Source organism: Roseovarius sp. MBR-78 (assembly GCF_040547535.1).
Lineage (GTDB): Bacteria > Pseudomonadota > Alphaproteobacteria > Rhodobacterales > Rhodobacteraceae > Roseovarius.
On record NZ_JBEPPX010000017.1, the window covers coordinates 1 to 24,563 of the forward strand.

General features: G+C 62.3%; 29 protein-coding genes and 1 pseudogene. 24 read left to right on the plus strand and 6 right to left on the minus strand.

Translation table 11 applies throughout. The features are described from left to right. Positions 1–130 precede the first annotated feature (130 nt). Entirely contained in the window at positions 131–1,015 is an 885-nt protein-coding gene (locus ABIE58_RS13775) for a recombinase family protein (protein WP_354545294.1), read from the plus strand. 20 nt (positions 1,016–1,035) lie between these two features. Here ABIE58_RS13775 and ABIE58_RS13780 read toward each other — a convergent pair whose 3' ends face one another. Both ABIE58_RS13780 and ABIE58_RS13785 read right to left on the minus strand, forming a co-directional pair. Continuing rightward, the gene (locus ABIE58_RS13780) at positions 1,036–1,431 is read right to left on the minus strand and encodes a PIN domain-containing protein (RefSeq protein WP_219436667.1); all 396 of its coding nucleotides are present in this window, start codon (positions 1,429–1,431) and stop codon (positions 1,036–1,038) included. Continuing rightward, a complete protein-coding gene (locus ABIE58_RS13785; RefSeq protein WP_009503866.1) occupies positions 1,421–1,648 on the minus strand; it encodes an AbrB/MazE/SpoVT family DNA-binding domain-containing protein in 228 nt (75 codons plus the stop codon). Before ABIE58_RS13785 ends, ABIE58_RS13780 begins: the two co-directional genes overlap by 11 nt. 208 nt (positions 1,649–1,856) lie before the next feature. On the opposite strand from ABIE58_RS13785, the gene repA reads away from it, so the two are divergent. The 19 genes from repA to ABIE58_RS13880 all read left to right on the plus strand — a co-directional run bounded on the left by repA (position 1,857) and on the right by ABIE58_RS13880 (position 19,569). Then, a complete protein-coding gene (repA, locus tag ABIE58_RS13790; protein ID WP_219436668.1) occupies positions 1,857–3,050 on the plus strand; it encodes a plasmid partitioning protein RepA in 1,194 nt (397 codons plus the stop codon). After that, positions 3,034–3,966 carry a plasmid partitioning protein RepB gene (gene repB, locus ABIE58_RS13795; protein WP_354545295.1) on the plus strand — a complete coding sequence of 311 codons (933 nt, stop codon included), beginning with the start codon at positions 3,034–3,036 and terminating at the stop codon, positions 3,964–3,966. The genes repA and repB overlap by 17 nt, the downstream gene beginning before the upstream one ends. Before the next feature lie 213 nt (positions 3,967–4,179). Beyond that, positions 4,180–5,391, plus strand: a complete 1,212-nt coding sequence (gene repC / locus ABIE58_RS13800; RefSeq protein WP_354545296.1) for a plasmid replication protein RepC — start codon at positions 4,180–4,182, stop codon at positions 5,389–5,391. Positions 5,392–5,560: 169 nt separating this feature from the next. Then, a complete protein-coding gene (locus tag ABIE58_RS13805; protein ID WP_354545297.1) occupies positions 5,561–7,744 on the plus strand; it encodes a ParB/RepB/Spo0J family partition protein in 2,184 nt (727 codons plus the stop codon). Between the two features lie 99 nt (positions 7,745–7,843). Further along, on the plus strand, positions 7,844–8,317 hold the full coding sequence (locus tag ABIE58_RS13810) for a UCP036055 family protein (RefSeq protein ID WP_354545364.1): 474 nt from the start codon (positions 7,844–7,846) through the stop codon (positions 8,315–8,317). 389 nt (positions 8,318–8,706) lie between these two features. Beyond that, complete coding sequence (locus ABIE58_RS13815; RefSeq protein WP_354545298.1) at positions 8,707–8,871, plus strand: hypothetical protein; 165 nt, start codon at positions 8,707–8,709, stop codon at positions 8,869–8,871. 144 nt (positions 8,872–9,015) lie between these two features. Beyond that, positions 9,016–9,741, plus strand: a complete 726-nt coding sequence (gene phnF / locus ABIE58_RS13820) for a phosphonate metabolism transcriptional regulator PhnF (RefSeq protein ID WP_354545299.1) — start codon at positions 9,016–9,018, stop codon at positions 9,739–9,741. Between the two features lie 56 nt (positions 9,742–9,797). Continuing rightward, positions 9,798–10,724, plus strand: coding sequence for a phosphate/phosphite/phosphonate ABC transporter substrate-binding protein (locus tag ABIE58_RS13825; RefSeq protein WP_354545300.1), 927 nt, complete (start codon positions 9,798–9,800; stop codon positions 10,722–10,724). Then, positions 10,724–11,557 (plus strand): phosphonate ABC transporter ATP-binding protein, encoded by an 834-nt coding sequence (gene phnC, locus ABIE58_RS13830; RefSeq protein WP_354545301.1) that lies wholly within the window; start codon positions 10,724–10,726, stop codon positions 11,555–11,557. Before ABIE58_RS13825 ends, phnC begins: the two co-directional genes overlap by 1 nt. Next, positions 11,550–12,584 (plus strand): phosphonate ABC transporter, permease protein PhnE, encoded by a 1,035-nt coding sequence (phnE, locus tag ABIE58_RS13835; RefSeq protein WP_354545302.1) that lies wholly within the window; start codon positions 11,550–11,552, stop codon positions 12,582–12,584. The genes phnC and phnE overlap by 8 nt, the downstream gene beginning before the upstream one ends. Before the next feature lie 10 nt (positions 12,585–12,594). Further along, a complete protein-coding gene (phnG, locus tag ABIE58_RS13840; protein WP_354545304.1) occupies positions 12,595–13,044 on the plus strand; it encodes a phosphonate C-P lyase system protein PhnG in 450 nt (149 codons plus the stop codon). After that, positions 13,041–13,595, plus strand: coding sequence for a phosphonate C-P lyase system protein PhnH (phnH, locus tag ABIE58_RS13845; protein ID WP_354545306.1), 555 nt, complete (start codon positions 13,041–13,043; stop codon positions 13,593–13,595). Before phnG ends, phnH begins: the two co-directional genes overlap by 4 nt. 3 nt (positions 13,596–13,598) lie before the next feature. Further along, positions 13,599–14,705: a carbon-phosphorus lyase complex subunit PhnI gene (locus ABIE58_RS13850; protein WP_354545307.1), complete on the plus strand. Its 1,107-nt coding sequence runs from the start codon at positions 13,599–13,601 to the stop codon at positions 14,703–14,705. Further along, positions 14,692–15,591, plus strand: a complete 900-nt coding sequence (locus ABIE58_RS13855; RefSeq protein ID WP_354545308.1) for an alpha-D-ribose 1-methylphosphonate 5-phosphate C-P-lyase PhnJ — start codon at positions 14,692–14,694, stop codon at positions 15,589–15,591. Before ABIE58_RS13850 ends, ABIE58_RS13855 begins: the two co-directional genes overlap by 14 nt. Beyond that, a complete protein-coding gene (locus ABIE58_RS13860; protein ID WP_354545309.1) occupies positions 15,588–16,418 on the plus strand; it encodes an ATP-binding cassette domain-containing protein in 831 nt (276 codons plus the stop codon). Before ABIE58_RS13855 ends, ABIE58_RS13860 begins: the two co-directional genes overlap by 4 nt. A 7-nt stretch (positions 16,419–16,425) precedes the next feature. Next, on the plus strand, positions 16,426–17,130 hold the full coding sequence (gene phnL / locus ABIE58_RS13865; protein ID WP_354545310.1) for a phosphonate C-P lyase system protein PhnL: 705 nt from the start codon (positions 16,426–16,428) through the stop codon (positions 17,128–17,130). Next, positions 17,127–18,263 carry an alpha-D-ribose 1-methylphosphonate 5-triphosphate diphosphatase gene (locus ABIE58_RS13870; RefSeq protein ID WP_354545311.1) on the plus strand — a complete coding sequence of 379 codons (1,137 nt, stop codon included), beginning with the start codon at positions 17,127–17,129 and terminating at the stop codon, positions 18,261–18,263. Before phnL ends, ABIE58_RS13870 begins: the two co-directional genes overlap by 4 nt. Beyond that, positions 18,260–18,823 (plus strand): phosphonate metabolism protein/1,5-bisphosphokinase (PRPP-forming) PhnN, encoded by a 564-nt coding sequence (phnN, locus tag ABIE58_RS13875; RefSeq protein WP_354545312.1) that lies wholly within the window; start codon positions 18,260–18,262, stop codon positions 18,821–18,823. Before ABIE58_RS13870 ends, phnN begins: the two co-directional genes overlap by 4 nt. Continuing rightward, entirely contained in the window at positions 18,814–19,569 is a 756-nt protein-coding gene (locus ABIE58_RS13880) for an MBL fold metallo-hydrolase (RefSeq protein ID WP_354545313.1), read from the plus strand. The genes phnN and ABIE58_RS13880 overlap by 10 nt, the downstream gene beginning before the upstream one ends. 14 nt (positions 19,570–19,583) lie before the next feature. Here the strand turns inward: ABIE58_RS13880 and ABIE58_RS13885 are convergent. Together ABIE58_RS13885 and ABIE58_RS13890 are read right to left on the minus strand one after the other, a co-directional pair. Then, positions 19,584–19,676 (minus strand): annotated as a pseudogene (locus ABIE58_RS13885) (H-NS histone family protein); the annotation flags it as partial. A 12-nt stretch (positions 19,677–19,688) separates the two neighbouring features. Next, positions 19,689–19,898, minus strand: coding sequence for a hypothetical protein (locus ABIE58_RS13890; RefSeq protein ID WP_354545314.1), 210 nt, complete (start codon positions 19,896–19,898; stop codon positions 19,689–19,691). A 428-nt stretch (positions 19,899–20,326) separates the two neighbouring features. Here ABIE58_RS13890 and ABIE58_RS13895 point away from each other — a divergent pair, with 428 nt between their 5' ends. Next, on the plus strand, positions 20,327–20,731 hold the full coding sequence (locus tag ABIE58_RS13895) for a single-stranded DNA-binding protein (RefSeq protein WP_354545315.1): 405 nt from the start codon (positions 20,327–20,329) through the stop codon (positions 20,729–20,731). A gap of 113 nt (positions 20,732–20,844) precedes the next feature. Here the strand turns inward: ABIE58_RS13895 and ABIE58_RS13900 are convergent, their stop codons facing one another. Both ABIE58_RS13900 and ABIE58_RS13905 read right to left on the minus strand, forming a co-directional pair. Beyond that, complete coding sequence (locus tag ABIE58_RS13900) at positions 20,845–21,210, minus strand: hypothetical protein (RefSeq protein WP_354545316.1); 366 nt, start codon at positions 21,208–21,210, stop codon at positions 20,845–20,847. A 47-nt stretch (positions 21,211–21,257) separates the two neighbouring features. Next, positions 21,258–21,902, minus strand: a complete 645-nt coding sequence (locus tag ABIE58_RS13905; RefSeq protein WP_354545317.1) for a hypothetical protein — start codon at positions 21,900–21,902, stop codon at positions 21,258–21,260. Between the two features lie 246 nt (positions 21,903–22,148). Here ABIE58_RS13905 and ABIE58_RS13910 point away from each other — a divergent pair, with 246 nt between their 5' ends. The 3 genes from ABIE58_RS13910 to ABIE58_RS13920 all read left to right on the plus strand — a co-directional run bounded on the left by ABIE58_RS13910 (position 22,149) and on the right by ABIE58_RS13920 (position 24,543). Then, a complete protein-coding gene (locus ABIE58_RS13910; RefSeq protein ID WP_354545318.1) occupies positions 22,149–23,348 on the plus strand; it encodes a DUF932 domain-containing protein in 1,200 nt (399 codons plus the stop codon). A 126-nt stretch (positions 23,349–23,474) separates the two neighbouring features. Beyond that, complete coding sequence (locus ABIE58_RS13915; RefSeq protein WP_068242599.1) at positions 23,475–23,915, plus strand: JAB domain-containing protein; 441 nt, start codon at positions 23,475–23,477, stop codon at positions 23,913–23,915. Between the two features lie 109 nt (positions 23,916–24,024). Next, complete coding sequence (locus ABIE58_RS13920; protein WP_354545319.1) at positions 24,025–24,543, plus strand: DNA repair protein RadC; 519 nt, start codon at positions 24,025–24,027, stop codon at positions 24,541–24,543. Positions 24,544–24,563: the final 20 nt, after the last annotated feature.

A 24,563-nucleotide genomic window follows, 5' to 3' on the forward strand; every position in this document is an offset into this window, starting at 1 on the left:
GGGAACTAAATGCGACAACTGTGTAGAAACCAAGGGCTTTCTGTTGAGCAGGGCCACAGAGAGCGCCCTTGCATCCGTTTTCAAACGGTCGTTTAGTTACGATACATAAAACTGCAAAAAGACTGTTTTGATGCCCCTGATCGGTTATGCGCGCGTATCGACCGAGGATCAGACCCCCCTGCCCCAGTCTGAGGCCCTGAGATCTGCGGGCTGCGCCGAGATCCATGAAGAACAGGCCTCGGGCGGCAATCGTGCGCGGCCGGTGCTTGCGCGGGTGTTGGAGCGGATCGGCAAAGGCGACACGCTGGTCGTCGTGCGAATCGACCGCCTCGCGCGATCCCTGTCGCATCTGCTGGAGGTGATCGAGCGGCTGGAGGCGAAGGGTGCGTTCTTCCGTTCCATTCAGGACCCCATCGACACCGGGTCCCCGCAGGGCAAGTTCACGTTGCAAGTGCTGGGGGCCGCGGCCGAGTTCGAACGCGCCCTGATCCGGGAACGCACCAAGGCGGGGCTGGCCTCTGCGCGCACCAAGGGCCGCGTGGGCGGAAACCCTGGGCTGCGGGACAAAGACCCTGCCGCTCTTCGTAAGGTACGGCTGGCGCGACAGGACGGCTACATGGAGCGGCTGAACGAGACTGCCCAAGACTGGGTGCCCCATGTGCGTCGCCTGCGCCCCGACTTGGCTTGGGAAGACGTGGTGCGCATCATCAACGGCCCCTTGCCCGAGGCGCGTCGCTGGACCCAAAGCCGCCTGCTACGCGCTGTGAAGGCCTATGTCCGCGACGGCTTCCTGCCTACCGAGGTGCTGGCCCGCGCCGGGCGCCGCGAAACCGATGACCGTCTGCCCGCCATCGTCGCCGGCATCAAGGGCGCGGATCCCGATATCACGCTTCAGGCGATCTGTAACCGCCTAGAGGCGATGCGCGAGCGCACACCCCGCGGTAGGACAAGCTGGCAGCCGTCTTCAGTGAAGATGCTGCTGGAGCGGGCCGAGAGACTTGGCTTGCTCGACTGAGCGCGAAGAGAACGATCTGTTCACGCGAAGGGGTTCACGATCCGGAGTTGGTCCTCCACAAGCAGGCCATCCTGCATATCTTCGCTCCACAGAGTCGTGCAGCCTGCGATCAAAGCGCTGGCCACGATCATCGCATCGTAGACCGAGAAGCTGTAGCGCTCTGCGAGAGCGCGGCCGACATCGTGGGTCTGCAGTGTAAGCTCCTCGACCGGACACAGGGTGCGCACGCCCGCAAGAAATGTCCCCGTCTCTTCCCAACTGAGGCCGGCCTTGCGGCGGCAGTTTACCAGCGCCTCGTTCAACACCTGAACACTGATCCGGGGCCCCTGCCCCAGGATCACCTCGGCGCGATCAGCCTTCGGACCGTCGTCGAGCAGGTAAAGAACGACATTCGTGTCCGCAAACTCAGCGCTCATGCGCGTCGTCGCGGCTCAGACGTTCTGCAGCGGACAACTTGCCCCGGAAGCGGCGCAGGCCGGTCAGCACCTCATCCGCACGAGCAAGGCGCCGCACTCTGACCCGTCCGTCGTCCTTGACCAGGTCGATCTGATCACCCTCCTTGAGACCAAGCTCTCGGACGAGCTCTGCGGGCAAACGGACGGCCAGCGAGTTACCCCATTTCGCGACCTGCATCTTGAGCTCCCATGCGGATATACGTCTTGTAATGTATATCCGAATGGTTCCGAAGACAAGCCAGCGCCGAACCCCGGCCACTCTTGTGCATGACGCAGCGAATGACACCATATCTAGAAAGAGCTTGCACGAATCTGAAAGCTCGGGCAATAGTCTCGATAAATAACGCGCGGTCACATAAAAAACGCGCCCACGAATCGAGGCAGAGATGAGCGAAGCTGAGCAGGACCTGGACATTGCCATCGGGCACTACGCAGAGCTTCTCGCGTCCAATCTTCATGCGCAACGTGCGGCCCACTTCCCTCCCGACGCCAAGAAAGTCATGCGCAGCCTGACTAGCGGCGAGGCGGCAGAGTTGCTTGGCGTCGATCATACCTACCTTCGCAAGCTTCATCGAGAAGGAAAGATCGCTGACGTCGAAACCACCGCAGGCAGCCACCGACGATATACCCTCGATGATATCTGGGAAATTCGCCACGCCCTAGAGGCAAACGCGAAGAAGCCTGGGACCTACGTCCCGGGGCGTCGTGCCGGTGACGAGCTTCAGATTGTCTCCGTTGTGAACTTCAAAGGCGGCTCGGGGAAAACGACAACATCAGCTCACCTTGCGCAGCGCTTGGCTCTCAAGGGATATCGTGTCCTTGCGATCGATCTGGACCCCCAAGCATCCTTTTCCGCGCTGCATGGCATCCAGCCTGAGCTGGACCTGATGGAGGGTGGAACGCTTTATGACGCAGTTCGCTATGATGAACCGGTCCCGATCTCGGATGTAATCCGTAAAACCTACATCCGAGGCCTCGACCTTATCCCCGGGAACCTAGAGCTCATGGAATTCGAACATGAGACGCCGGCTGCCATTCAGCGAGGCGGCGCCCGCGCGTTCTTTGCCCGTGTGCGTGATGCGCTTGATAGTGTTGAAGCAGACTATGACGTCGTCGTCATCGACTGTCCGCCGCAGCTTGGCTTCTTAACCATGTCCGCCCTTTCAGCATCGTCAGGGGTGCTTGTTACCGTTCACCCGCAAATGCTCGATCTGATGTCCATGTCGCAGTTTCTGCGAATGACCGCTGATCTGCTTGGCGTCATCCGGGATGCTGGCGCAAACCTTCGCTTCGACTGGCTGCGCTTTCTGCCGACCCGCTACAAGGTGGGTGATGCCCCGCAGACCGAAGTCATTGCTTTCATCCGGGGTCTGTTCGGCAGGTCAGTGCTGACCAACCATATGGTTGAGTCGACTGCGATCTCTGATGCAGGGCTGACGAAGCAGACGCTCTACGAGGCCGACAAGAAGGACTTCACGCGTCAGACTTTCGATCGTGCAATCGAATCCATGAACGCCGTCAACGACGAGATCGCGGCGATTATCCAGAACACGTGGGGACGCAATGGCAAGAAAGCCTAAACTGGGACTGCCGCTGCAGACCCTGCGCAACGCGCCCGATGCTCTTGAGGGGCGCAGGCTGCGCGGCGGCGTTTTCGAAATCGAGCCTGACCAAATCGAAACCACAGGTCGGCTCGATGACCGGCTGCAGATCGAGACAGAGGGCCTCAAGGCGTCAATTTCCAAGAACGGACAGCGAGTACCAATCCTCGTTCGGCCACTTGAGGGTGATCGCTACAGCCTGATCTATGGCCGTCGTCGACTGGAAGCTTGCAGAGAACTTGGGATCAAGGTCCGCGCCATTGTCACAGAGATGGAGGGCGATCAGGCACTTCGTGATCAGCTGTTAGAGAACCAGGAGCGGCGGGATCTAAGCTTCATCGAACGTGCGCTTGTTGCCGCAGCCTTGCTCGACGGTGACCATTTGAGCGTATCCGAACGCACTAACAAGGGTGTCGCCGAGGTTCTCAATCTGACCGAGGCAGGAGTGTCGCAGCTGTTAAGCGTGGTCCGCACCGTTGGGGAGGACCTGGTCCTCGCCATCGGTGCCGCTCCGGGCATTGGTCGGCCAAGGTGGGAAGAGCTCAAGAAGTTGCTGGGGGCTACGGATGCCGATCGCGAACTGCTTGCAGCTTTGGCCGGTGAGGCCAAGACATCCTGCCAAGGCGGTATTGACGAGAAATCCGATCATGCATTTTTGGCCGTCCTCTCTGCTGCAGGGAAGCCCGAACAGACCACATTCTCGTCTCGCCCTCGCGGGCGGCCCGGCACGGTGATTCCGGGGGTCGGTGCCGCCACTGTCACGACCGGACGTCGTGGAAAGCAACTCAAGCTCGAGTTGAAGGCCGAGGAGAGCGATTTTGTCAGCTGGCTTGAGGGCAACGCCCCGCAGCTGATCGCCGAGCTTCACGAGCGCTGGAAGCGTTCGGAAGACTGAGGAAGAGCAACAATCAAAAAGGAGGCACGAGACAGGCAGAAAAGAAAAAGGCCCCGAGAAGCAAGCTTCACGAGACCTTTCTTAGGTTTCGCACGGGACCAGCCCGCTACAAAACTTCAGTTTTCGCACCTCTGAATGTAGCGATCTGGCCCCTTTCCCGCAAGCGCAAAGCGATTCGCGGGCCAGGGAAATTTTGCCTTCGTGAATGACATCATGGATTACACACCGATTTCGCCGTTTATGCGGCCGATATCGCACGCCCATCTGCGCGTGATCGAGCGGCCCGAGGCCTCTGTTCCAGGCAAGCCCGTCAACAAGTGGGAGCTCCTCCGCGAGTTGTCCAAGGCGCAGGCAGCATTTGGGGTTTCTGAGCGCGATCTGACCGTTCTTCAGGGACTTCTCAGCTTCTTTCCGGACGATGTGCTTGGCGGCAACACCGAAATGGTCGTCTTTCCATCCAACAAGGCGATCTGCGAGCGGCTGAACGGCATGCCTTGCTCGACGATGCGCCGTCACCTCACCCGGTTGGTAGAGGCAGGCTTGCTCATGCGACGCGATAGCCCTAACGGGAAGCGGTATGTGCGCAAGCGTGGCGAAGATCGGGTGGCCTTCGGCTTCGACCTCTCACCGCTCTATTGCCGGGCAGAGGAAATTGCACGGGCCGCAGAGGCTGTGCGTGAGGCCGAGGACCGTGTGCGGCGACTGAGGGAGGTGGTGAGCCTCATGCGTCGCGACTTGGCCGCTCTGGCAGAGTTCGGCGAGGAGATCCATCCCGGGCTTGGCCTATGGGACCAGCTCCGCGACAAGTCCGCCCTCACAGCCCGCGCTCTTCGCCGTAAACTTTCGCTTGAGGAACTGTCGGCATTTCGGACGGAACTGGAGACCTTTCTTGACCAGGCGCGTAATGTCATTGATGGCCCTGAAACAGAAGAAATGAACACCAATGATGCCCGATTTGAGCATCACCATCATAATTCAAATAAAGAATCTATAGATCTTGAACCTGCCTTAGAAAAAGGCGGGGCGGCGGCCGGCGCGCCTGATGATGATACGGGTGAGCCCGTAGCTGACCTTGAAGAGCCTGACACGAGGCGGGTGCCGAAAATCCCACTTCACCTGGTGATTGCCAGCTGTCCCTCGCTCAAGACTTTCTATCAGGGCGACGTTCGACATTGGCACCAACTTTTCGATGCGGCTTGTCATGTACGGCCGGCTATGGGGATCAGTGTTTCCGCTTGGGAAGAAGCGCAGCGCTGCATGGGACCAGAGCAAGCCTCGATCGTCGTCGTGGCCATGCTGGAACGTTTCTCCGACATCAGATCACCGGGTGGATACTTGCGGGCGCTAACGACCAAGGCCGCGGCGGGCGAATTCTCTTGCGGTCCGATGGTCATGGCTTTGATCGGTCGGCGAAGTGCGGCTTAACAGCTGTTAAGTTTCCACGTCTTCGTTGCTCGGTTGGCCTGACTTAACAGCTGTTAAGTCGCCTATTGGCAACCATACGATCATCGAGAGGGAAAGGAGGGCTGGTTTGAGGGTGACGGGAAGTGAGATCGGGAGAGAGGCTTCCGACGCCCGTCGTGGAGAAGGTCTGATGACCAAAGCTGTCCAGAGAATCACCCTGTCCCCTTCGCGGGATATCCCTTTTGACAAGCTGGTGCTGAGCCAGTCCAACGTGCGGCGCATCAAGGCTGGCGTGTCCGTCGAGGAACTGGCCGAAGACATCGCCCGCCGCGGTCTGTTGCAGAGCCTGAGCGTACGGCCCGTGTTGGCTGACGATGGGATCGAGACCGACAAATTCGAGATCCCGGCCGGTGGCCGCCGGTTCCAAGCCTTGTCCTTGCTGGTGAAGCAGAAGCGGTTGGCGAAGACGACGCCCATTCCCTGCATCGTCCGCGATGCTTCGTCCGACATCCTGGCCGAGGATGATTCCTTGGCCGAGAACATGCAGCGCGTCGCCCTGCACCCGCTCGATCAGTTCCGCGCGTTTGTGGCGCTGCGGGACAAGGGTCAGAGCGATGCAGAGATTGCTGCCGCCTTCTTCGTGACGCCGCAGATCGTGAAGCAGCGCCTCAAACTTGCCGCCGTCGCCCCTGCCCTGCTTGAGGTCTATGCCGAGGATGGCATGACGCTGGAGCAGCTCATGGCCTTCACCGTGAACCCTGATCACGCGCGTCAGGTTCAGGTCTGGGATGTGATCCATTCATCCTGGAACAAGGAGCCATTCCAGATCCGGCGCATGCTGACCGAGACCTCGGTCCGGGCGTCAGACCGGCGTGCGGTCTTTGTTGGTGTTGAGGCCTATGAAGCGGCTGGTGGCACGATGCTGCATGACCTCTTTCAGGGCGATGACGGTGGCTGGCTCGAGGACCCTGCCCTGCTCGATCGGCTGGTGACGGAAAAACTCCAGGCCGAGGCTGAGACGGTTGCGGTTGAGGGCTGGAAGTGGATCGAGGTCGCGCTTGACCTGCCCTACGGCTACAGCCACGGGCTGCGGTCTCTGTCTGGTGATCCGGCACCGATGACGGATGACGAAGGTGCAGCTCATGCCAAGCTGCTCGCCGAGTACCGAGCGCTCGAGGAGGAATACGCGGATCAGGATGACATCCCCGATGAGATCGACACGCGGCTTGGCGTATTGGAAACGGAGATGGAAAAGATCGAGACCCGGCCGTTGATCTATCATCCGTTGGAAATCGGGCGGGCAGGGGCGTTCGTCACGCTCGACCGCTACGGTGCGCTGGCCGTCTATCGCGGCTATGTGCGGTCAGAGGATGAGCCTGTTGAGGAGGCCGCGGTCCAGGATGGTACTGATCCTGCGGTGGCGGGGCAGGGAGATGATCGTGGTCTCGCCGATGGCCAGGCCAGTGCCGCTCATGGCGGAACCGTCATCATGTCGGGTGGCCAGCCGATCGGAGCTGACTTGCCTTATGATGAGGATGAGGGAGCGCTGAAGCCACTACCCGAGCGATTGGTCATGGAGTTGACGGCCCACCGGACGCTGGCGCTGCGTGAAGCGATCGGGCGCTCGCCGGATGTCGCGCTGACGCTGCTGCTGCTGAAGCTTGTTACCGACACCTTCCGCACCCCCTCTGCTTCGGGCAGCTGTCTCGAGGCGTCCGTGCGTCACGTCTACATGTCGGCGCAGGCGTCTGATCTGAAGGACAGCGTGGTGGCAAAGCTGGTCGACCAGCGTCATGCGGAATGGGAAGCCGGTCTGCCGCTTGGCGACGATGCAGCGCTCTGGGACTATCTGACGGTCCTTGACCAGAGCAGCCGTCTGGCTCTGCTGGCGCATTGCCTCAGCTTCGGTGTCAACGCGTTGCATGAGAAGGTGAACCCCTACGGGGCAGGCATCTCTGCCGGCGGTCTGACCCGGCGGATGGCGCATGCCGATCTCGTGGCGCGCGCGACAGATCTCGACATGGTCGAGGCGGGATGGGAGCCGACGGTCGACACCTATCTCAATCGCGTGCCCAAGGCGCGCATCCTTGAGGCCGTGCGCGAGGCGAAAGGGGAGGGGACTGCCCAGCTTCTCGATCACCTGAAGAAGGGCGAGATGGCCAATGAAGCCGAGCGCCTGCTGAAGGGCAGCGGCTGGTTGCCCGAAGTCCTGCGCCGGAACGATCTCGTGGCGCTGGACGATGAGGACCATGCCGAAGGGCAGGGGGCGGATGTCGATGCTGAAGTGGCCGACAGCGTCAGTGAAGCTGACCTTCCTGCATTCCTGACGGATGACCTGCCTGCTGAAGGCGCGGCGATGCTGGCTGCGGAATAACGTTATCTGGCAGGGGGCGGGCATTCCGCCCCCTATCATCCGATAACGTAATAATATCAATAGGATAGATGAAAGTTCTCGAATTCGGAATGAGGAATCCTGTCTGCAACAACCATTATCGATACCGCACCCCTCGGGGCGCTCATTCGCTACACCGACGGCAGTCCCAAGCCGCCGGCACGCTTCACGAAGAAGCTCGCAGCCTGGGAGCGCTCGAACGGCGTGGGCCGTCTTGTGAAAAAGGAACCACCCCGACCTTACCCGACATGGACGGCTCCCGCGTCGTTCACGCTGCATGAGGGTAACTTCTCCTCGGACGGGGTGATCCTCGTCACCATCATGCGCAGCCATTCCGCTGACAGCGCCCTTGTCTTCGAGGTGGCCGAGGAGCCGAAGCCCGGGCAGGTCCGCGTGCTTCTGGACTTCGGCGGGAATACGGAACTGCTGCATCTGGCGGAGTCCGTCACCGCGGCCGAGCTTTGGATCGCGCGGGAGGGCTATCGCAACGCGCGGCTCGAAATCGTCGGCGATGAAGAGGGCGAAAGGGCAGGGGGCGCGGACCTGGCCGCCTGAGCCCAACTGAAACCGAGGGGCCCGCCGAAGCGCGGGCCTCTCAACCATCACAACCTTGTCCTTTGAGTTCGCGGGGCACCAAAGGATCCATCCCCAAGGAAGGACGTCTTCAACCAAGAGCGTGGCCGGGAGGCTGGCGGCGTTCCAAACATCAGCGGGACAATCGGCTCCTGACGTTGGGGGACCATCCCCCGCTCGCCATTCCCTTCCTTGGCCCGAATCCCGTCTTCGAGATCAACCCGCGGGGGGTCGGACTACGGGCAAGCCCGTGCCGCCGGGCGGATTCGGAGCAAGTCCGAACGCACCCGGTGATGTCAGCCAGGCCTCTAGCCTTCGAGGTCCTGTCGCGCGGGGGATGGTCCCCCGCCTCCAAGACAGGAGCCAAACAAATGTCCCGCAAAGATGCACACGCCTTCGCCGCCTCCCTCGCCGCCACGCTCATGGTCTCGATCGTCGTCTTCCAGGCAGGGGATGGAACCTTCGGCGCCGTCCCCGCCGATGAAATCGACGGCGACGAGGTTCATGTGCTGGTTGAGATTGACCCGTGGGCTTAGGCCCACGGTTGCCTCGGCAACTTTCATGGTAACGGCTACCCCCAGAATGTCCGGCTGTCGCATCCCTGTAACATTAGACGTCTAGACGTCTCTATGAAGAGATTCGGGAGATGCACCTTGCCACAGCTTGTCAGACAATCCGGGATGGCCGTCTGGGCGCAGATTGCAACAGCCTTGCGTGGCCAAATCGAGCAGGGTCTCGACGACGGGGATTGGCTGCCCGCCGAACCCGAGTTGGCCTCGCGCTTCGGCGTCAACCGCCATACCTTGCGCCGTGCGGTGGATGAACTGATCGCCGAAGGGTTGGTCGAGCGGGTCCATGGCCGTGGCACGCGGGTCCTTGCGCGCGGGCTGGTCTACGGCATCGGGCCGGATACCAAATTTACCGAGCGTTTGGCTGCAAGCGGGCGGACGGCACAAGTCACATTGATCGACACGAAAGAGATTGTGGCCGAGGGCGGCGTTGCGCGACGGTTGCGTGTGACCGAGGGCGCGCCTGTGCTGCGTCTGCGCACCCTGCGCGGTGAAAGTGATATGCCCTATGCGTTGACCTTGCACTTCATGACCGGTGATGCGGCAGAGGCGGCGCGCAGCTACACCGGCGGTTCTCTGACGCAACATCTGCGTGCGGTGGCGGGTATCACGCTTGACCGGGTTGAAAGCCTTATCACCACACGCATGCCATTGCCCGAGGACGCGCTTGCCCTGCGGATGCCGCGCACCCAGCCGGTGCTGCGCGTCAAGGGCGTGAACGCCTGCCGGGAATGTGGCGTGATACAAGAATATGCGATCACCCAGTTTCGTGGCGACCGCATCCAGCTTTCGGTGGCAGATCCCGAGTGGGCCACCGAAAACCCGCCGCCGGACTAAGGTGCGGCTGCAACCCTGACTCCCCAGTCATTCAACGCGAACCAAAAGGAAGAACCATGTCCATCCTCAAGACCTTTGTTGCGGCTGCAGCCGCAACTGTGATCTCTATCACTGGCGCTCTTGCGCAACAAGCCGACGGCACCGCCGGCAATCCCTACCGCGTCATGCTCGTGCCCGCCGATGGTGGCACTGAAGATGGCACGCGGGCCGACTTCCAGCCAGTCTTCGATGCTGTCACACAGACCACCGGTATCCACTTCGATATCAAGGTCGGTCAGACCTATGCGACCGTGATCGAGGCGATCTGCTCGGACGTGGTGGAAATCGCCTGGTTCGGCGCTGCCTCTTACCTGCCCGCACAACAGCGCGGTTGCGCCGAACTTCTGGCGGTGGACGTCGTCAAGGGCGAGTCGACCTACTTCTCTGGCATCTACGCCCGCAAGGACAGCGGCATCGCCACCGTGGCGGATCTGGCTGGTCACTCCATGGCCTTTGGTGATGCCAACTCCACATCGAGCTTTGTCTATCCGGTTGCGATGATCGTTGCAGCGGGCCTCGATCCGGCGACGGATCTGAGCGTGATCCGCATGACCGGCAGCCACGCCAACAGCCTCAAAGCACTGGCCGAAGGTCAGGTGGACGCGGCGGCGGCCTCGTTCGACAGCTTCGAGAAGGCGATCAACCAGGGCACGATCAGCGCCGAGGACTTCGTCGTCGTGGGCAAGTCGGACCCGATCCCGAACCCGCCGCTGGCGATGTCGACCAAGCTGCCGCAAGACGTGAAAGACGCGCTGCGCGCCGCCTTCAATACTGTCCATGAAGCCTCCGGCGTGACCCCGGAGATGATCCGCGGTTATGGCGGCAAGCAGGTGGACCGCTACGACGCCAACATCACCGACGAAATGCTGGCACCGGCACTTGTGACCTTGTCGGGCGTGTCGGGCGACTTGCGCGCGTCGATCATCGCCAAGGCGGGTGAATAATGTCTGTCGCGGCGATCCAATCCGCCGCGCAGGCAACCGGGGGAGAGGTGCAACCGCACCTCTCCTTCCGGGACTTGCGCAAGGTCTATCCGGACGGTGTCGCCGCATTGGATGGCGTGTCGGCCAATGTTCGCAAAGGCGAATTCTGCGTCGTACTTGGCCCGTCCGGTTCGGGCAAGTCCACGCTTCTGCGGGTGGTCAACGGACTGACTGACCTGACCTCTGGTACAATGACCCTGGGGACAACGGCCCTGTCCGCACGGACCTTGCGCGGCATTCGCCGCCGCGTGGCGATGGTGCATCAGCAGTTCAACCTGGTGGAACGTGCCAGCGTGGCGTCCAATGTTCTGACCGGGGCCGTGGCCGAGGTGCCGTCATGGCGTGCGATGCTGGGCTGGTATCCCGATCATCTCCGGGACCGCGTCTGTGAAGTTGTCGCCCGCGTGGGGCTTGATGAAATCCATCTGCCGCGCCGTGCCTCGGCCCTGTCGGGCGGGCAACAACAGCGCGTCGGCATCGCGCGGGCGCTGCTTTTGAAGCCCGAAGTCATCCTTGCCGACGAACCCGTCGCCAGCCTTGACCCCGCAATCAGCCGCGAAGTTCTGGGCCTGTTGCGAGAGGCGGCTCTTGAACAGGGGGCGACCGTGCTGTGCAGCCTGCACCAGACCGATCTGGCGCGGGAATTCGCCGACCGGATCATCGGGATGCGCAAGGGCCGTGTGGTCTTTGACGGGCCACCGCATCTGTTCGACAGCACTGCGGAAGAAAAACTCTACGAAGGCCTGACCGCGCCTGCGGATCAGCCCGCCAAAAGGGAACAAGCCTATGCGTGAAGGTGAACTGGCGATCGGGGCGCATCATCCCCGCCCTGCGAAAGAATGGCACCTGCCTGCCCCCTATGACTGGCGCGCGGCGCTTGCCGTCCTGCTGATCGCGCTGGCGCTGATCTGGTCGGGCAACCGCATGGAAGTCGACAAGATGCTTGGCCTGTCCGGCGAGGCGGTGTTGTCTGCCGTTGGCCTTCAGGAAACCAGTCAGGTCGGTCGTGGTCTTGGCCGGATGCTGGGAGCGCTGTTTCCCTTTGTGATCGAAGACCGGCTGGAACTGGCGCGGCTGACCGACATCGATCGCGACGCGTTGCCGATGTTCACGCGGATCGAGGCAATCGAGGTCACGACATTCCACATGAATGCCGAGACGCTTCAGGCCGAACCACGGATAGAGGTGAAGGAATATCTGGTCCACCCGTTCGGCTATCTGACCAAAGTGCTGGCCAAGATGGTCGAGACCTTCGAGATCGCGATCTGGGCGACGATTATTTCGGTCATTCTGTCGATCCCGCTGGCGTTCTTCGGCGCGCGCAACTACACGCCCAACCGTTTTGCCTATTCCGCCAGCCGGGGCGTCGTCAGCTTTCTGCGCGCCATGCCGGAACTGATCATCGCGATGTTTCTGGTGCTGGGCTTCGGGTTCGGGGCGATTGCGGGCTATCTTGCGCTTGGGCTGCACGGCGCGGGCTTTCTGGGCAAGTTCTATGCCGAGGATATCGAGGCCGCGGACCGCAAGCCGCAAGAGGCGTTGACCGCCCTTGGCGCGGGCAAGCTGCGGGTGCTGCGCGCCGCCGTGCTGCCACAAGTGGCACCATCCTATGTGGCCTACACCCTGTATATTCTGGACCGCAACGTGCGCATGGCCGCCGTCATCGGCTTGGTCGGTGCGGGCGGTATCGGGCAGGAACTTAAGGGCCGCTACGACACGTTTGAATATGGTCATGTCGGCACGATCCTTTTGGTGATTTTCCTCACCGTCTTCGTGCTTGATCAAATCTCGGCGCGGGTGCGTTCCCGCCTGATTGGATAAGGAATTGATGATGAGACCGGAGAGAGAAAACTGGACTGCGGCACTTGCTGCGGCTGACACCGGACGGGTTGCGGCGCTTGCCGACCGCATCCGCGACCGCGCACAGGTAGAGCCGCTGGCCCCGCCCCGTGAAGGGCTGATGCTGATGCAGACGCGCGATTCTGTCGCGGGTGCCGCCTTCCATCTGGGCGAAATCCCCATGGCCCGCGTCCATCTGCGCCTGACCACGCCCGAAGGAATGGCGAGCGGCGGTGCTGCTTTGATGAGCGACGATCTAGCCTTGGTCACACGGCTTGCCATTCTGGATGCGGCGCTGATGGCCGATCTACCCGAAGCGCCCGAGATCGAGGCGCTGCTGGCCGAAGGTATGGCGGCCCGCGCCGAGGTGCAGGCCCGCCGCGCGCTGGCGCTGGACCGCACACGCGTCGATTTTCAACTTTTGTCGGAGGAAGACGAATGAGCGTTCTTGACCTGCCCCGCCTTTGGCGGCCTGCGACGCATCAGGCATTGTTCAGGCGGATTCTGGACGTGGCTGCGCGCCCCGGCCAGATCGCCGATCTGGGGGACCTGCTGGACGGGCGGCCTGCTGCACTGGCAGCACTTGCCACCTTTTGCGACAACACCCAGACACTGTCCGATTTGACCGGCACGCTTTCTGGAACTGATCTGGCCTTTCTGGACGTCAACAAGGCCGCAGTTGACAAGGCGGGTTTTATCCTTGCCGCTGGCACTGCCGCCCCTGATTTTGCCCCCCACCTTGGCACGCTTGATTCACCCGAAGGCGGGGCGACGATTATTGTGATGGTCGAAAGCCTGACAGATGGTGCCGCCCTGACGCTGACCGGACCCGGGATCGCGACCCAGACACGGCTTGCGCCATCGGGCCTTGCAGACGGCTGGCTGACCGCCCGCGCGCGCTGGTGCGCCGATTTCCCGATGGGGGTAGATTTGGTGCTGGCCGATGCCACCTGCCTGACCGTCATCCCCCGCACAACCAAGATAGGAGCCTGAGCCATGGCCTATGTAGCCATTCGCGGCGGCGCTGACGCGATCAAGGGGTCTTCGCGCCTGATGGACGCGATGCGCGCCATGGGCGAGAGCGCCCCGCTGGAGCTTGACCAGATCGAACGCCAGATGCCGCTTTTGCATTCCAAGGTCCTGTCCGAGGGCAGCCTGTATCACCCGCGCCTTGCCTCGCTCGCGCTGAAACAATCACTGGGCGACAGCCTTGAAGCCGCGTTCTTTTTGCGCGCTTACCGCTCGACCAAGCCCCGCCTTGGCGAAACCGCGCCGCATGACACCCGCAACATGCGCGTGATCCGCCGTGTTTCTGCCGCGTTCAAGGACATTCCCGGCGGGCAGATGTTGGGGGCAACGCCCGATTACCTGCACCGGTTGTTCCGGTTCGAGTTGATGGACGAGGGCGCAGAGCGGTTTGACGAGATCGCACGCGACTGGCTGGGCAACCGCGCCGCAAGCGACACGCCGCTGACCTTCCCCAAGGTGCTGGACAGCTTGCGCGACGAGGGTCTGCTTGCCCCGCTGGAAGACAACGACGAGACGCCTTTTGATATCACCCGCGAGCCGCTTATTTTTCCGGTGCCGCGTTCGGCGCAACTGGCGACCATGGCACGCGGGGAAACCGGCGGTCTGCTGGCGCTCGCTTATTCCAACATGCGCGGGTACGGCGACGTCCACCCCACGGTCGGCGAATTGCGTGTCGGTTACGTGCCGGTCATGGTGCCGCATCCGGTGACGGGCAAGCCGATGGAGGCAGGCGAGGTTCTGGTGACGGAATGTGAAATCGTCGCCATGTTCGAGAAATCCGACGATGGCGCGCCGGTCTTCACTTTGGGCTACGGGGCCTGCTTTGGTCATAACGAGGTTAAGGCGATTGCCATGTCCGTGCTGGACCGCGCGATCAGTGTCGCCAAGGAAAAGGGCCGCATCGCCAACCCTTCGGAAGACCCCGAATTCGTGCTGCTGCATGTGGACGGGATCGAAAGCATGGGCTTTTGCACCCACTACAAGATGCCCCACTACGTCACCTTCCAATCCGACATGGACCGCCTGCGCGCCGCGCGCGGCAAAGCCGAGGAGTCTACCGATGCACCCCGTTGACACCATGGGCCAGAACCGCGACGGCGCGGAATACGGCTTTGCCTTTCTGGACGAGGACGCCAAGCGCGAATTGCGCCGCTCGATTTTCAAGGCGGTCTGTATTCCAGGCCATCAGGTCCCCTATGCCAGCCGCGAAATGCCCATTGCGCGCGGTTTCGGCACTGGCGGGATGCAGTTGACGCTGGCGCTGCTTGGCCCCGATGACGCCTGCAAGGTGATTGATCAGGGCGCCGATGACAGCGTGAACGCGGCCAATATCCGCAACTTTTTCGCGCTCACCTGTCCGGGCGTCACCGGCACACTGCGGACCGAAGAGGCAAGCGTGATCCAGACCCGCCACCGTATCCCCGAACTGCCGCTGCGCGCCGATCAGATCCTTGTGTTTCAGGTGCCGTATCCTGATCCGCTGGTGGTGGTGGAACCCAACGCGGCCAAACGCCGCCGGATGCACGGGCGCGCCGATTATGCGCGGCTTTGGGTCAAGCTCTATGAAGATATGGTCGCCTTTGACGAGATCACCATCTCGCACCGCTATCCCACGCGGATCAACGGGCATTATATCATCGACCCCTCACCGATCCCGCGCTTTGACGTGCCGAAACTGCATCAGGCCGATTGCCTATATCTGTTCGGCGCAGGCCGCGAAAAGCGTATCTATGCCGTGCCGCCACATACGGATGCCGTGCCGATCACCTTTAACGACGTGACCTTTGCAGTGGAAAATTTCCGCGACAAAGCCACGGGCAAACGCCACTGCTGCCGCCGCTGCGGGGCTGATGACAGCTTTCTTGATGAATTCCTCGATGATGCGGGCGCGCGGGTCTTCCAATGCTCGGATGCCGCCTATTGCGACATGCGCCTTGAACGGCTGGAGGCCGCAGAATGAAACCTATCCTAGATGTAGACAACCTCACCCGCATCCACGGCCCCGGCTGCGCCGCCTGTCTGGACGTGACCGGGCCGGAGCATGACACCAACATCTGCCGCCATTGCGGATCGGTGGTGGCCGTGGCGGGCGCATCGTTCCGGCTCCACAAGGGCGAGGTGCTGGGCATCATGGGCGAGAGTGGTTCGGGCAAATCGTCCCTCGTGAAGATGCTCTATTTCGATGACAAGCCGACTTCGGGCCGCGCCACATTCCACGACGAAGGCCAGGCGCATGACCTCTTCTCACTGAACGAAGCACAGCAACTGCGCCTGCGCGATACCCGCATGGGCATGGTCTATCAGAACCCGTCGCTGGGGCTGAATTTCGACATATCAGCGGGGGGCAACATCGCCGAGCGGCTGTTGATGTCGGATGAACTCAGCTACCGGGTGATCCGCGAAAAGGCCACGGCGCTGCTGTCCCGGACCGAGGTGCCGCCCGCGCGCATGGACGAATTGCCGCGCAACTTCTCGGGCGGGATGCAGCAACGGGTGCAGATTGCCCGCGCCCTGTCCACCGGCGCGCCGCTGTTGCTGCTGGACGAGGTGACAACCGGACTTGATCTGTCGGTGCAAGCGCGCATCCTTGATCTGATCATGGAACTGCAAGAGGTGACGGGCGTGTCCATGCTGGTCGTCACGCATGATCTGGGCGTGGTGCGTCACCTGACCACCCGCACCATCGTGATGAAATACGGCCGCATTATTGAATCCGGGCTGACCGACCAGATCCTTGAGGATCCGCAGGCGGCCTATACCCAGCAACTTGTTTCCAGCGCATTGTGAGGGCCTGATGGACAATATTCTTTCCGTGCGCGATCTGGGTAAGGGGTTCTATATCCACGACCGCGCCAAACATGTACCCGCCGCAATGGGCATCAGTTTTGATCTGAAACCGGGGCAACTTGCGGCGCTGGTGGGGCCATCGGGGGCGGGGAAGTCCTCGCTACTCAAGGCGATCTACCGCACCTATGTGCCGTCGTCGGGGCAGGTTCTGTATCGCAGTGCTGCGGGCGATCTGGTGGATCTTGTGACCGCCCCCGAAACGCAAATCACCGACCTGCGCCGGTCCGAGATCGGCTTTGTGACGCAGTTTCTGCATTGCCTGCCGCGCCTGTCCACGCTGGACGTGGTGGCCCGGCCCCTGCTGCAACAGGGCGTCGCGCGCGAGGCCGCGCATGACAAGGCGGCACGGATGCTGGCCGCACTCGCCATCCCCGAACAGCTCTGGGATGCAACGCCCGCAACCTTCTCGGGCGGGGAACGCCAGCGTGTGAACATCGCGCGCAGCTTTACCCAAGGGGGGCGGCTGATGCTGCTGGACGAACCCACCGCATCACTGGACCCTGCCGCACGCGAAAACGTCTGCGCCATGATCGAGGCCGCCAAGGCCGAGGGTGCTGCCATGGTCGGCATCTTTCACGACATGGCCATTGTTGAACGGCTGGCCGATGTGAAGATCACGGTAGAGCGCCGCGCGTTCGAGGCGGTGGCATGACCCGGCATCTGGAAAACGCGCGCATCGTTACGGCTGATGGCCTGCATCATGGCAGTGTCACGATTGAGGATGGGCGCATCGTGGCGCTGAACGGGGACGCGCCGAAGGGGGCAGCTTGTCTTGATCTGCGCGGCGATCTGCTCTTGCCCGGTCTGATCGACCTGCACGGCGATGCGATTGAAAAAGAGGTGGAACCCCGCCCCAACGCCTTTTTCCCGCTGCCGGTCGCGTTGGATGCCATTGACCGGCGCATGGCAGCGGCAGGGGTGACGACTGCGTTCCACGGCATCAGCTTTGCCGAGGGCGAATTGGGCGTGCGTGATGTGGAATTTGCGGAAAAGCTGGCGCGGGGTCTGCATGGTTTCAAGGGCGCGGTCGATCACCTTGTGCATATCCGCTACGAGCTGACGGATGCCGGATCCGAGGCGCGGGTCACGCGGCTGATTGATGATGGCGTTGCAGGCCTCTTGTCGTTCATGGATCACACACCGGGGCAGGGACAGTTCAAGGATGCCGCAGCCTACGGCGCCTATTTTAGTCGCGTCTATGCCAAGCAAGACGGCGAGATTCTGGAAAAGATCAGCGCGAAACAGGCCGAAGCGGGCAATATCGTGGCCCGCGTGGAACGACTGGCCGATCACGCCCGTCCGCATGGTGTAGCACTGGCGGGGCATGACGACGAAGGCGCGGACCGCGTTGCTTTCATGGCGCGTGTGGGGGCGACGATCAGCGAATTTCCCCTTGATCTGGACACGGCGCGCGCGGGCTGTGCCGCCGGTCTTGTCACGCTGTTCGGCGCGCCCAACGTATTGCGCGGGCGCAGCCAGTCCGGTGCGCTGTCGGCGCGCGATGCGATTGCGGCAGGTGTCGCGGGGGCGCTGTGTTCGGACTATGCGCCGCAGGCGATGCTGCCCGCGCTTGGTGTGTTGACGGGTGAAATGGGCCTTGGCTGGAGCCAGGCGATTGACCTGCTGTCCGGCGCGCCTGCGCGTGCAACGGGACTGACGGATCGGGGCGAAATCGCGCAGGGCAAACGCGCCGATCTGATCCGGGTGCGCGATGCGCAGGGTGCGCTGTCTGTTGCGGCGACTTGGGTTGCGGGCGCGCAGGTTTACGGGTTCGGGGCACCATGACGGGACGGCTGTTTCTGATCGTCGGGCCATCCGGTGCGGGCAAGGATACGGTGATTGCAGGGGCAATGGCGCGGCTTGCCCCTGAAGATGACGTCATCCTTGCGCGCCGGTTCATCACCCGGCCCTTGCATCCCGGCGGTGCCGAGCAACATGTTCCCGTGACACCCGCCGCCTTTGCGCGGATGCGCGCGGCGGGGGCGTTCGCGCTGGATTGGGACAGTCACGGGCTGCGCTATGGCCTCGGGATCGAGCTGCGGGCGTGGCTGGCGGCGGGCATGACAGTGATTGCCAACGGATCACGCGCGGCTTTACCACAGGCACGCGCGGTGTTTGGCGCAGCACTGATCGCCACCGAAATCACCGCCCGCCCCGAAACGCTGGCGGCACGGCTGGCAGCACGCGGTCGCGAAAGCGCCGGGGACATCGCGGCGCGCCTGTCCCGCACCGATGCCCTGCCACATGCACCGGTCGATCTGAGAATCCCTAACGATGACGCCCCCGATGTGGCCTCTGGCCTGCTACTGGCCGCGATCCGGCAAGGGGCCATGATATGCGCCTGACATTCCTTGGCACGGGTGGTGTCTGGGCCGCGCCCGTTCACGGCTGCCCCTGTTCCGCTTGCGATGCTGCCCGCACCGACCCCTCGCGCGCCCGCGCCCCTGCCTCGGCCCTGCTAGAGGTTGCGGGGCTGCGCCTGCTGATCGACGCGGGCCGCACCGATCTGCCGGACCGCTTCCCGCCCGGCAGCCTTGACGGTGTGTTGTTGACGCATTTCCACGCCGACCATTGCCTTGGCCTGACCCTGATGCGCTGGAGCCTGGCCGAACCCTTGCCTGTCTGGTGCCCCCATGATCCGCGCGGCTATGACGACCTGACCAAACACCAAGGACGGCTGCGGTTCCAGACCTGTGCGGCGGGCGATGCATTCTGCATAGGGCCGGTCACGGTGACGCCGGTTACGCTGATCCATTCGCGCCCGACACTCGGCTGGGTGATCGAACACGGGGCAGAACGAATCGCCTACCTGTCCGACACACGCGGCCTGCCCGAGCAGACCTTTGCGGTCCTCGAGGCCGCCCCCCTCGACCTCGTTGTACTCGACTGCGCCTATCCGCCAGGCAGCCCCGACCCACGGGGCCACAACGATCTGGACGAAGCCAATGCGATTCTCGCGCGGCTTGCCCCGAAACAGGCACGGCTGACGCATCTCAATCACGATCTCGATCAGTATCTGGCCGCCTCGGGGGTCGCGTGCAGGACCGCGCGGGATCATGAGGTCGTCGAGGTTGCTGAGCAGGGTTTCTAGCATGGCACCAGATGCTAGACCTGACAGTCAAATCCACTGCCGCCTTCCCCCGCCCTCACGAACCACCGCAGTTTGCGCCCCCGGCCTGACCACGTGAGCGCCGGGTTCTCAGGGTCCCGTTACTTCGCCGCTGCAGGCGCACGGGAGGATTTCGTCTCAGTCCCGACCAGTTCAGCCAGCGAGTAGAACATTTTTCTGGCCACAGCTTCCACCTTGGTGCGGACTTCCACCTTCTGTCGATATTGATTGGTGGAGATCGCCTTGGCGATGTCCTTCTGCATTCTCTTCAGCTCGGGAAGCAACAACGCCTCGAGATCGTAATCAGCCATGCTATGCCTCGTGTCCTGAATGTTCCGGTATCGATAGCCTGTCGCAGTATGGCCCCGCAACTCCCGCCAGGCAGGGTGAGGGGTGGCGGGAGCCGGTGATCGTCATTTTCGCCGCCAGTGGGGTGCTGGGCTTGGGTTCAGGCAGTCCCGATTGGCAAGATGACAGGGTCTGGCATGGGCTCCCCGCGCCTCTCTGGCTTCTGGTCCATCCCTTCGACGGACAATCCCCTAATCCCGTTCGGTCTCCTGCGCGCAACCCCGCGTCAGCCCGGGCCGTGTTGGCCGCCTATGGCGTCCTGCCCGCTCCACCCCGGTCCTTTGGGGGTTTCCGGTGTCCATGCTGTCCACCGTGCACGCATCACCCGACGGGCTTTTTCCGGGTCTTGTCGAAGGGACGGTCCCGAAGACAGGAAACACAGGAGCTAATCATGCAAAACATCGTCATCCTCGCCGGCAACATCGGTCAGACCCCCGAAGTCCGCACCACCCAGGGCGGCACCAAGATCACCAACTTCAGCCTCGCCACCTCCCGCCCCCGCCTCTCGGAAGGTCGCGTCCTGCGCGACGAGAACGGCTACCGGGTCAGGGACACCGAATGGCACCGCATCACTTGCTTCAACGGTCTCGGCAAGACGGTTGCGGAGCATTGCGAAAAGGGCATGAAGATCCTCGTCCACGGCCGCATCCACTACACCAAGTGGATCGACAGCATGGGGAACGACCGCTACGGCTGCGAGATCATCGCCGAGAAGGTCGACTTCCTGAGCCGGCCGAAGTCGGCCGAGAACGAAAACCCCGAGCTGGTCGACCGCGACGATGAGATCCCGTTCTGAAGAACGGGGTCTCCCCCCTCGGGCCCGGCGGGGAAACCCGCCGGGTTCGCTGCGCTGCTACAATGTAGCTTCGAGCCGACTTTGGCCGATGATGCAATTTATTTGAACGGCAGCTATCTGCCGAGCAGTGCACGCATTAACGGGTTCGTCATGGCAATGTCGGGCATGCTTTCTGGTCGGTATGGAATACTGAAATTAATCAAGTCGTCGGACTCGCGCGAAGCTTCGACACCAATACTCTCAGCCATGTCCTCTAAGACATCGCCAATTGCCTCGAAGGCATCCAGATTCTTCCATTTCCCAAATTCGCTCCAAAGCGCTTCGTGCACTTCAATTAAGCGTTCGTAGAACGGAGCAAACCACCCAAACTCAGACTCATCGGTGAGAGCAGGCGGATGCGTTTCTGGGGTTTCCTGCGCCGCTGCGGCACCGACAAAGTAAGATGAATACTTTAGCAGATCGCCGAGCTTGCCATACACTTCCCCTACAATCTGCCCAACATCCCCGTGGGTCCGATATGCCTTGATCAGCTCATAGCATTGGCCCCTGGTATCGCCCAACACCTTGACCAAGGTTTCGAGGTAACCCTCTGCGGGGTCATATCCGATAGAGCCGGCGATGCGGCATACTCATCCCACGTTGCCAGAATTACCTGCCAGCGCATGTTGTCTAGGATATTGCTATGTGTTTTCTGAAGAAGAAACCCGGGGAAAGACCTGTCAAATGCTGCTGTCACCTCCACATGCGCGCATTCGTGCGCAACTAGATGAAGCGGTTGCCAGAAGTATTCGGTTTCCTCCCCGGGTTCTTCTAGGATGCTGAGCGCGTAGTTCGCGTTAAGTACTAGATGCGTTTTGATCACACCGTTGCGAATTACCGTGGGTGCCATTGCAACACCGATGGCGACACCTTTGGTGGCGGTGAGCGTGTAGGTTGTCTCATATCCACGATCAAGATCAGCTAGTGCCTCGTCGTAGTCGAAGGCGACGGTGACGCCATCCAGGTTGGCTAGGTCAATGGATTGACTGATGACGCTGAGAACGGAATGCAACTTGTACATCGCCTCCTTGGCGTAGTCCTCATCTGCAAACATTCTGGCGGAAAACTGAAGATCGCTCGGAATCGTAACGCCTTGTGGCAGTTCGTCGGTCTTGCCCTCTTCATCCTGCATCTTGCTCACCATTCACCCGCTAAGTCTGAGATTCCCCGCGCACATCTAGATATGGACACATACTGTGCTGGCACAACCGAATCTGGGTAAGAAATTCGGAGATGGCGCAGGCGCAGCGAGCGCCCGCTTCGTCCCGCATTGCTGCCGCTCGTGCCTCTCTTGAAGAGTGAAAGAAAGGCTGACTGCTTTCGCGACAGGTTGAAGGCTGGGAGAGTGGCTCCCGGCGCCTGTCACGGGAGATAGCCGATGGGCGTTGTAGAAGTTCTGGATCCGGTACAGCCGGCGCGGGCTGGTGGCTGGAAAGTGGATGTGAGCCGGGGTGAACGGAACGGGCGGGTGTCGTCCGAGTGGTTCAACCGGCCGGATGACGAGCGGTATCTGTCGCTCGACGATCTGTGGGCATCGGTGAAGGGCCGCTCCGAGCGCAGCCGCAGTCGCGTGGTGCAGACGGCGGACATCCGGGTCGAGGCCGCGCGTGACAGCGCCGAACGGCTGCATCTGGTCCTGCCGAAAGCCGATGCGCCCGTCGCGCCCACACACTGGGCGTTCGGGCAGTTGGCCAGCATCGTCGGCGCTCCTGCCTCCTACCTGCGGCAGTTGCCCGCGCCGCTGGCGGGGATCAACCTGCAATACGGCCTGACCAACCACCGCGCCGAGCAGGTAAAGACCTTCGAGACGGAAGACGGCCGCACCGAACTGCGCGCCGTGACCGGCCCCGACTATGGCCGCATTCATGACCACGAGCTGGTCGAGGCGGTGCAGCGCATCGCGGGCAATGGCACCGGCGACACGCGCTGGAAGGTGCCGGGAGTGCTCGACTGGTCGACCGGGGTCTACAACCCCGATGTCGAGATCAGCCGCGACACGACCACCCTCTATGCCTCGGACCGCGACGTCTTCCTGTTCCTTGTCGACGATCACAACCCGATCGAGGCGGGACGGCTGCCCGACGGCTCCCCCGATCTCTACTTCCGGGGCTTCTACTGCTGGAACTCCGAGGTGGGGGCCAAGACCCTCGGAATGGCGAGCTTCTATCTGCGGGCCGTGTGCCAGAACCGCAACCTCTGGGGCGTCGAGGATTTCCAGGAGATCAAGATCCGGCATTCGAAATACGCCGCCTCCCGCTTCGCCCATGAGGCGGCACCGGCGCTGACGCGGTTCGCCAATTCCTCGCCGCAGGGCTTCGTGAACGGCATCAAGGCCGCTCGGCAGCAGATCGTGGCGCGGACGGACGAGGACCGGGACGGCTTCCTGCGCAAGCGCGGCTTCTCGAAGGCGGAGTCCAGCAAGATCATCGAGAAGGTGCTGATGGAAGAGGGCCGCCCGCCGGAAAGCATCTTCGACTTCGTGCAGGGCATCACGCGGCTGGCCCGCGACAAAACCCAGCAGGATGCGCGGCTCGACATGGAGGGGCGCGCCAAGAAGCTCCTTGACCGGGTCGGCTGACGTCGGGCCCGACAATGCGACCGCCCTCGCGCGCGGCGGTCGCGCATTCCCCTTCCATATGCATGCCACTGGCCCCGCCCCGAGAGGGCAGGGGGCTTTGGCCTGCGCATTTCAGCGAGAAGCCCCATGACCCCCCAGGAAGAAACCATCGTCCTCGAGGCCCGCGACATCCTCGGCCGCTACCTTAGCCAGAACCCGGTCATCGGCAGCTGGCAAGCACTGATGGACTATTGCGCTCTGACCGTCCGAGGTCCCATCGAGCGCTTCCACGTCCTCTACCTCGACCGTAAGAACCGCATCATCGCCGATGAGCTTCTCTCGACCGGCACAGTCGATCATGTGCCGGTCTATCCGCGCGAGGTGATCAAGAGGGCCCTGATGCTGAACGCCAGCGCCCTGATCCTGATCCACAACCACCCGTCGGGTGATCCGACGCCGTCCGAGGCTGATCTCAGCATGACCAAGGAGATCCAGAAGGGCTGCAAGTATCTCGGCCTGACGCTGCATGACCACATCATCGTCGGTGCCGGAACGGAGCTGAGCCTGCGGGCCCTCGGCAAGCTCTGATCGTGGCACCAGACTTGCTACCGTCGCCCCTTCGAGGACGAGGGCGGCGGTTTGGTCTTTGACGGATGAGGCGGGGAGAGTGGCTTCCCGCGCCGTCGGAGATATTGCCATGTTTGATCTTCCCCTGCCGATCCAACCGAGCCCGCGCCCGATGGGTCCTGGCACAAATGGTGGGACTGTCGCTTCTGATCCCAGCCTGCCTTTCGCGCTGACGCGGATGCACCGGACGCCGGCAGCCCTGATGTCGGGCACTGCTGCTCCCGTGATCGTTGAGCGTTTCGCGACATTGGTCGACGCCATGCAGGGGGCGTTTGAGCATGCAAAGGATAACGGCCTCGATGCAGCGCCGCAGCTTCTGGCCATCCTTGATTGCGACGAGCGCCTGGTTCTTGCCGGGGCCACCAGTCATGGCGCTGTGGCTTGGTGCCACCCTGTCGCCAATGCTCTTGAGGCGCGGGCCGTTGTGACCGAGGCGGTTCAACTTCGCGCCCAGGCTGGCCGTGCCACTGACTGGCACGAGCCTGAACTGGCGCAGCGACTGCGTCACCGTGCCGATCTGCTGGATGCCCGCCTTGTCGATCCGCTCTGGCGCGCCTTTGCCGCCCGCGCGCTGCAGATCGCGGCGTGACGCCCGAGAGACAGAGGAGG

Excerpts from the sequence above, each read along its gene's own strand:
- ABIE58_RS13775 (WP_354545294.1), top strand. The coding sequence starts at position 131 with ATGCCCCTGATCGGTTATGCGCGCGTATCGACCGAGGATCAGACCCCC.
- ABIE58_RS13780 (WP_219436667.1), bottom strand. The coding sequence starts at position 1,431 with ATGAGCGCTGAGTTTGCGGACACGAATGTCGTTCTTTACCTGCTCGAC.
- ABIE58_RS13785 (WP_009503866.1), bottom strand. The coding sequence starts at position 1,648 with ATGCAGGTCGCGAAATGGGGTAACTCGCTGGCCGTCCGTTTGCCCGCA.
- repA (WP_219436668.1), top strand. The coding sequence starts at position 1,857 with ATGAGCGAAGCTGAGCAGGACCTGGACATTGCCATCGGGCACTACGCA.
- repB (WP_354545295.1), top strand. The coding sequence starts at position 3,034 with ATGGCAAGAAAGCCTAAACTGGGACTGCCGCTGCAGACCCTGCGCAAC.
- repC (WP_354545296.1), top strand. The coding sequence starts at position 4,180 with ATGGATTACACACCGATTTCGCCGTTTATGCGGCCGATATCGCACGCC.
- ABIE58_RS13805 (WP_354545297.1), top strand. The coding sequence starts at position 5,561 with ATGACCAAAGCTGTCCAGAGAATCACCCTGTCCCCTTCGCGGGATATC.
- ABIE58_RS13815 (WP_354545298.1), top strand. The coding sequence starts at position 8,707 with ATGTCCCGCAAAGATGCACACGCCTTCGCCGCCTCCCTCGCCGCCACG.
- phnF (WP_354545299.1), top strand. The coding sequence starts at position 9,016 with ATGGCCGTCTGGGCGCAGATTGCAACAGCCTTGCGTGGCCAAATCGAG.
- ABIE58_RS13825 (WP_354545300.1), top strand. The coding sequence starts at position 9,798 with ATGTCCATCCTCAAGACCTTTGTTGCGGCTGCAGCCGCAACTGTGATC.
- phnC (WP_354545301.1), top strand. The coding sequence starts at position 10,724 with ATGTCTGTCGCGGCGATCCAATCCGCCGCGCAGGCAACCGGGGGAGAG.
- phnE (WP_354545302.1), top strand. The coding sequence starts at position 11,550 with ATGCGTGAAGGTGAACTGGCGATCGGGGCGCATCATCCCCGCCCTGCG.
- phnG (WP_354545304.1), top strand. The coding sequence starts at position 12,595 with ATGAGACCGGAGAGAGAAAACTGGACTGCGGCACTTGCTGCGGCTGAC.
- phnH (WP_354545306.1), top strand. The coding sequence starts at position 13,041 with ATGAGCGTTCTTGACCTGCCCCGCCTTTGGCGGCCTGCGACGCATCAG.
- ABIE58_RS13850 (WP_354545307.1), top strand. The coding sequence starts at position 13,599 with ATGGCCTATGTAGCCATTCGCGGCGGCGCTGACGCGATCAAGGGGTCT.
- ABIE58_RS13855 (WP_354545308.1), top strand. The coding sequence starts at position 14,692 with ATGCACCCCGTTGACACCATGGGCCAGAACCGCGACGGCGCGGAATAC.
- ABIE58_RS13860 (WP_354545309.1), top strand. The coding sequence starts at position 15,588 with ATGAAACCTATCCTAGATGTAGACAACCTCACCCGCATCCACGGCCCC.
- phnL (WP_354545310.1), top strand. The coding sequence starts at position 16,426 with ATGGACAATATTCTTTCCGTGCGCGATCTGGGTAAGGGGTTCTATATC.
- ABIE58_RS13870 (WP_354545311.1), top strand. The coding sequence starts at position 17,127 with ATGACCCGGCATCTGGAAAACGCGCGCATCGTTACGGCTGATGGCCTG.
- phnN (WP_354545312.1), top strand. The coding sequence starts at position 18,260 with ATGACGGGACGGCTGTTTCTGATCGTCGGGCCATCCGGTGCGGGCAAG.
- ABIE58_RS13880 (WP_354545313.1), top strand. The coding sequence starts at position 18,814 with ATGCGCCTGACATTCCTTGGCACGGGTGGTGTCTGGGCCGCGCCCGTT.
- ABIE58_RS13890 (WP_354545314.1), bottom strand. The coding sequence starts at position 19,898 with ATGGCTGATTACGATCTCGAGGCGTTGTTGCTTCCCGAGCTGAAGAGA.
- ABIE58_RS13895 (WP_354545315.1), top strand. The coding sequence starts at position 20,327 with ATGCAAAACATCGTCATCCTCGCCGGCAACATCGGTCAGACCCCCGAA.
- ABIE58_RS13905 (WP_354545317.1), bottom strand. The coding sequence starts at position 21,902 with ATGCAGGATGAAGAGGGCAAGACCGACGAACTGCCACAAGGCGTTACG.
- ABIE58_RS13910 (WP_354545318.1), top strand. The coding sequence starts at position 22,149 with ATGGGCGTTGTAGAAGTTCTGGATCCGGTACAGCCGGCGCGGGCTGGT.
- ABIE58_RS13915 (WP_068242599.1), top strand. The coding sequence starts at position 23,475 with ATGACCCCCCAGGAAGAAACCATCGTCCTCGAGGCCCGCGACATCCTC.
- ABIE58_RS13920 (WP_354545319.1), top strand. The coding sequence starts at position 24,025 with ATGTTTGATCTTCCCCTGCCGATCCAACCGAGCCCGCGCCCGATGGGT.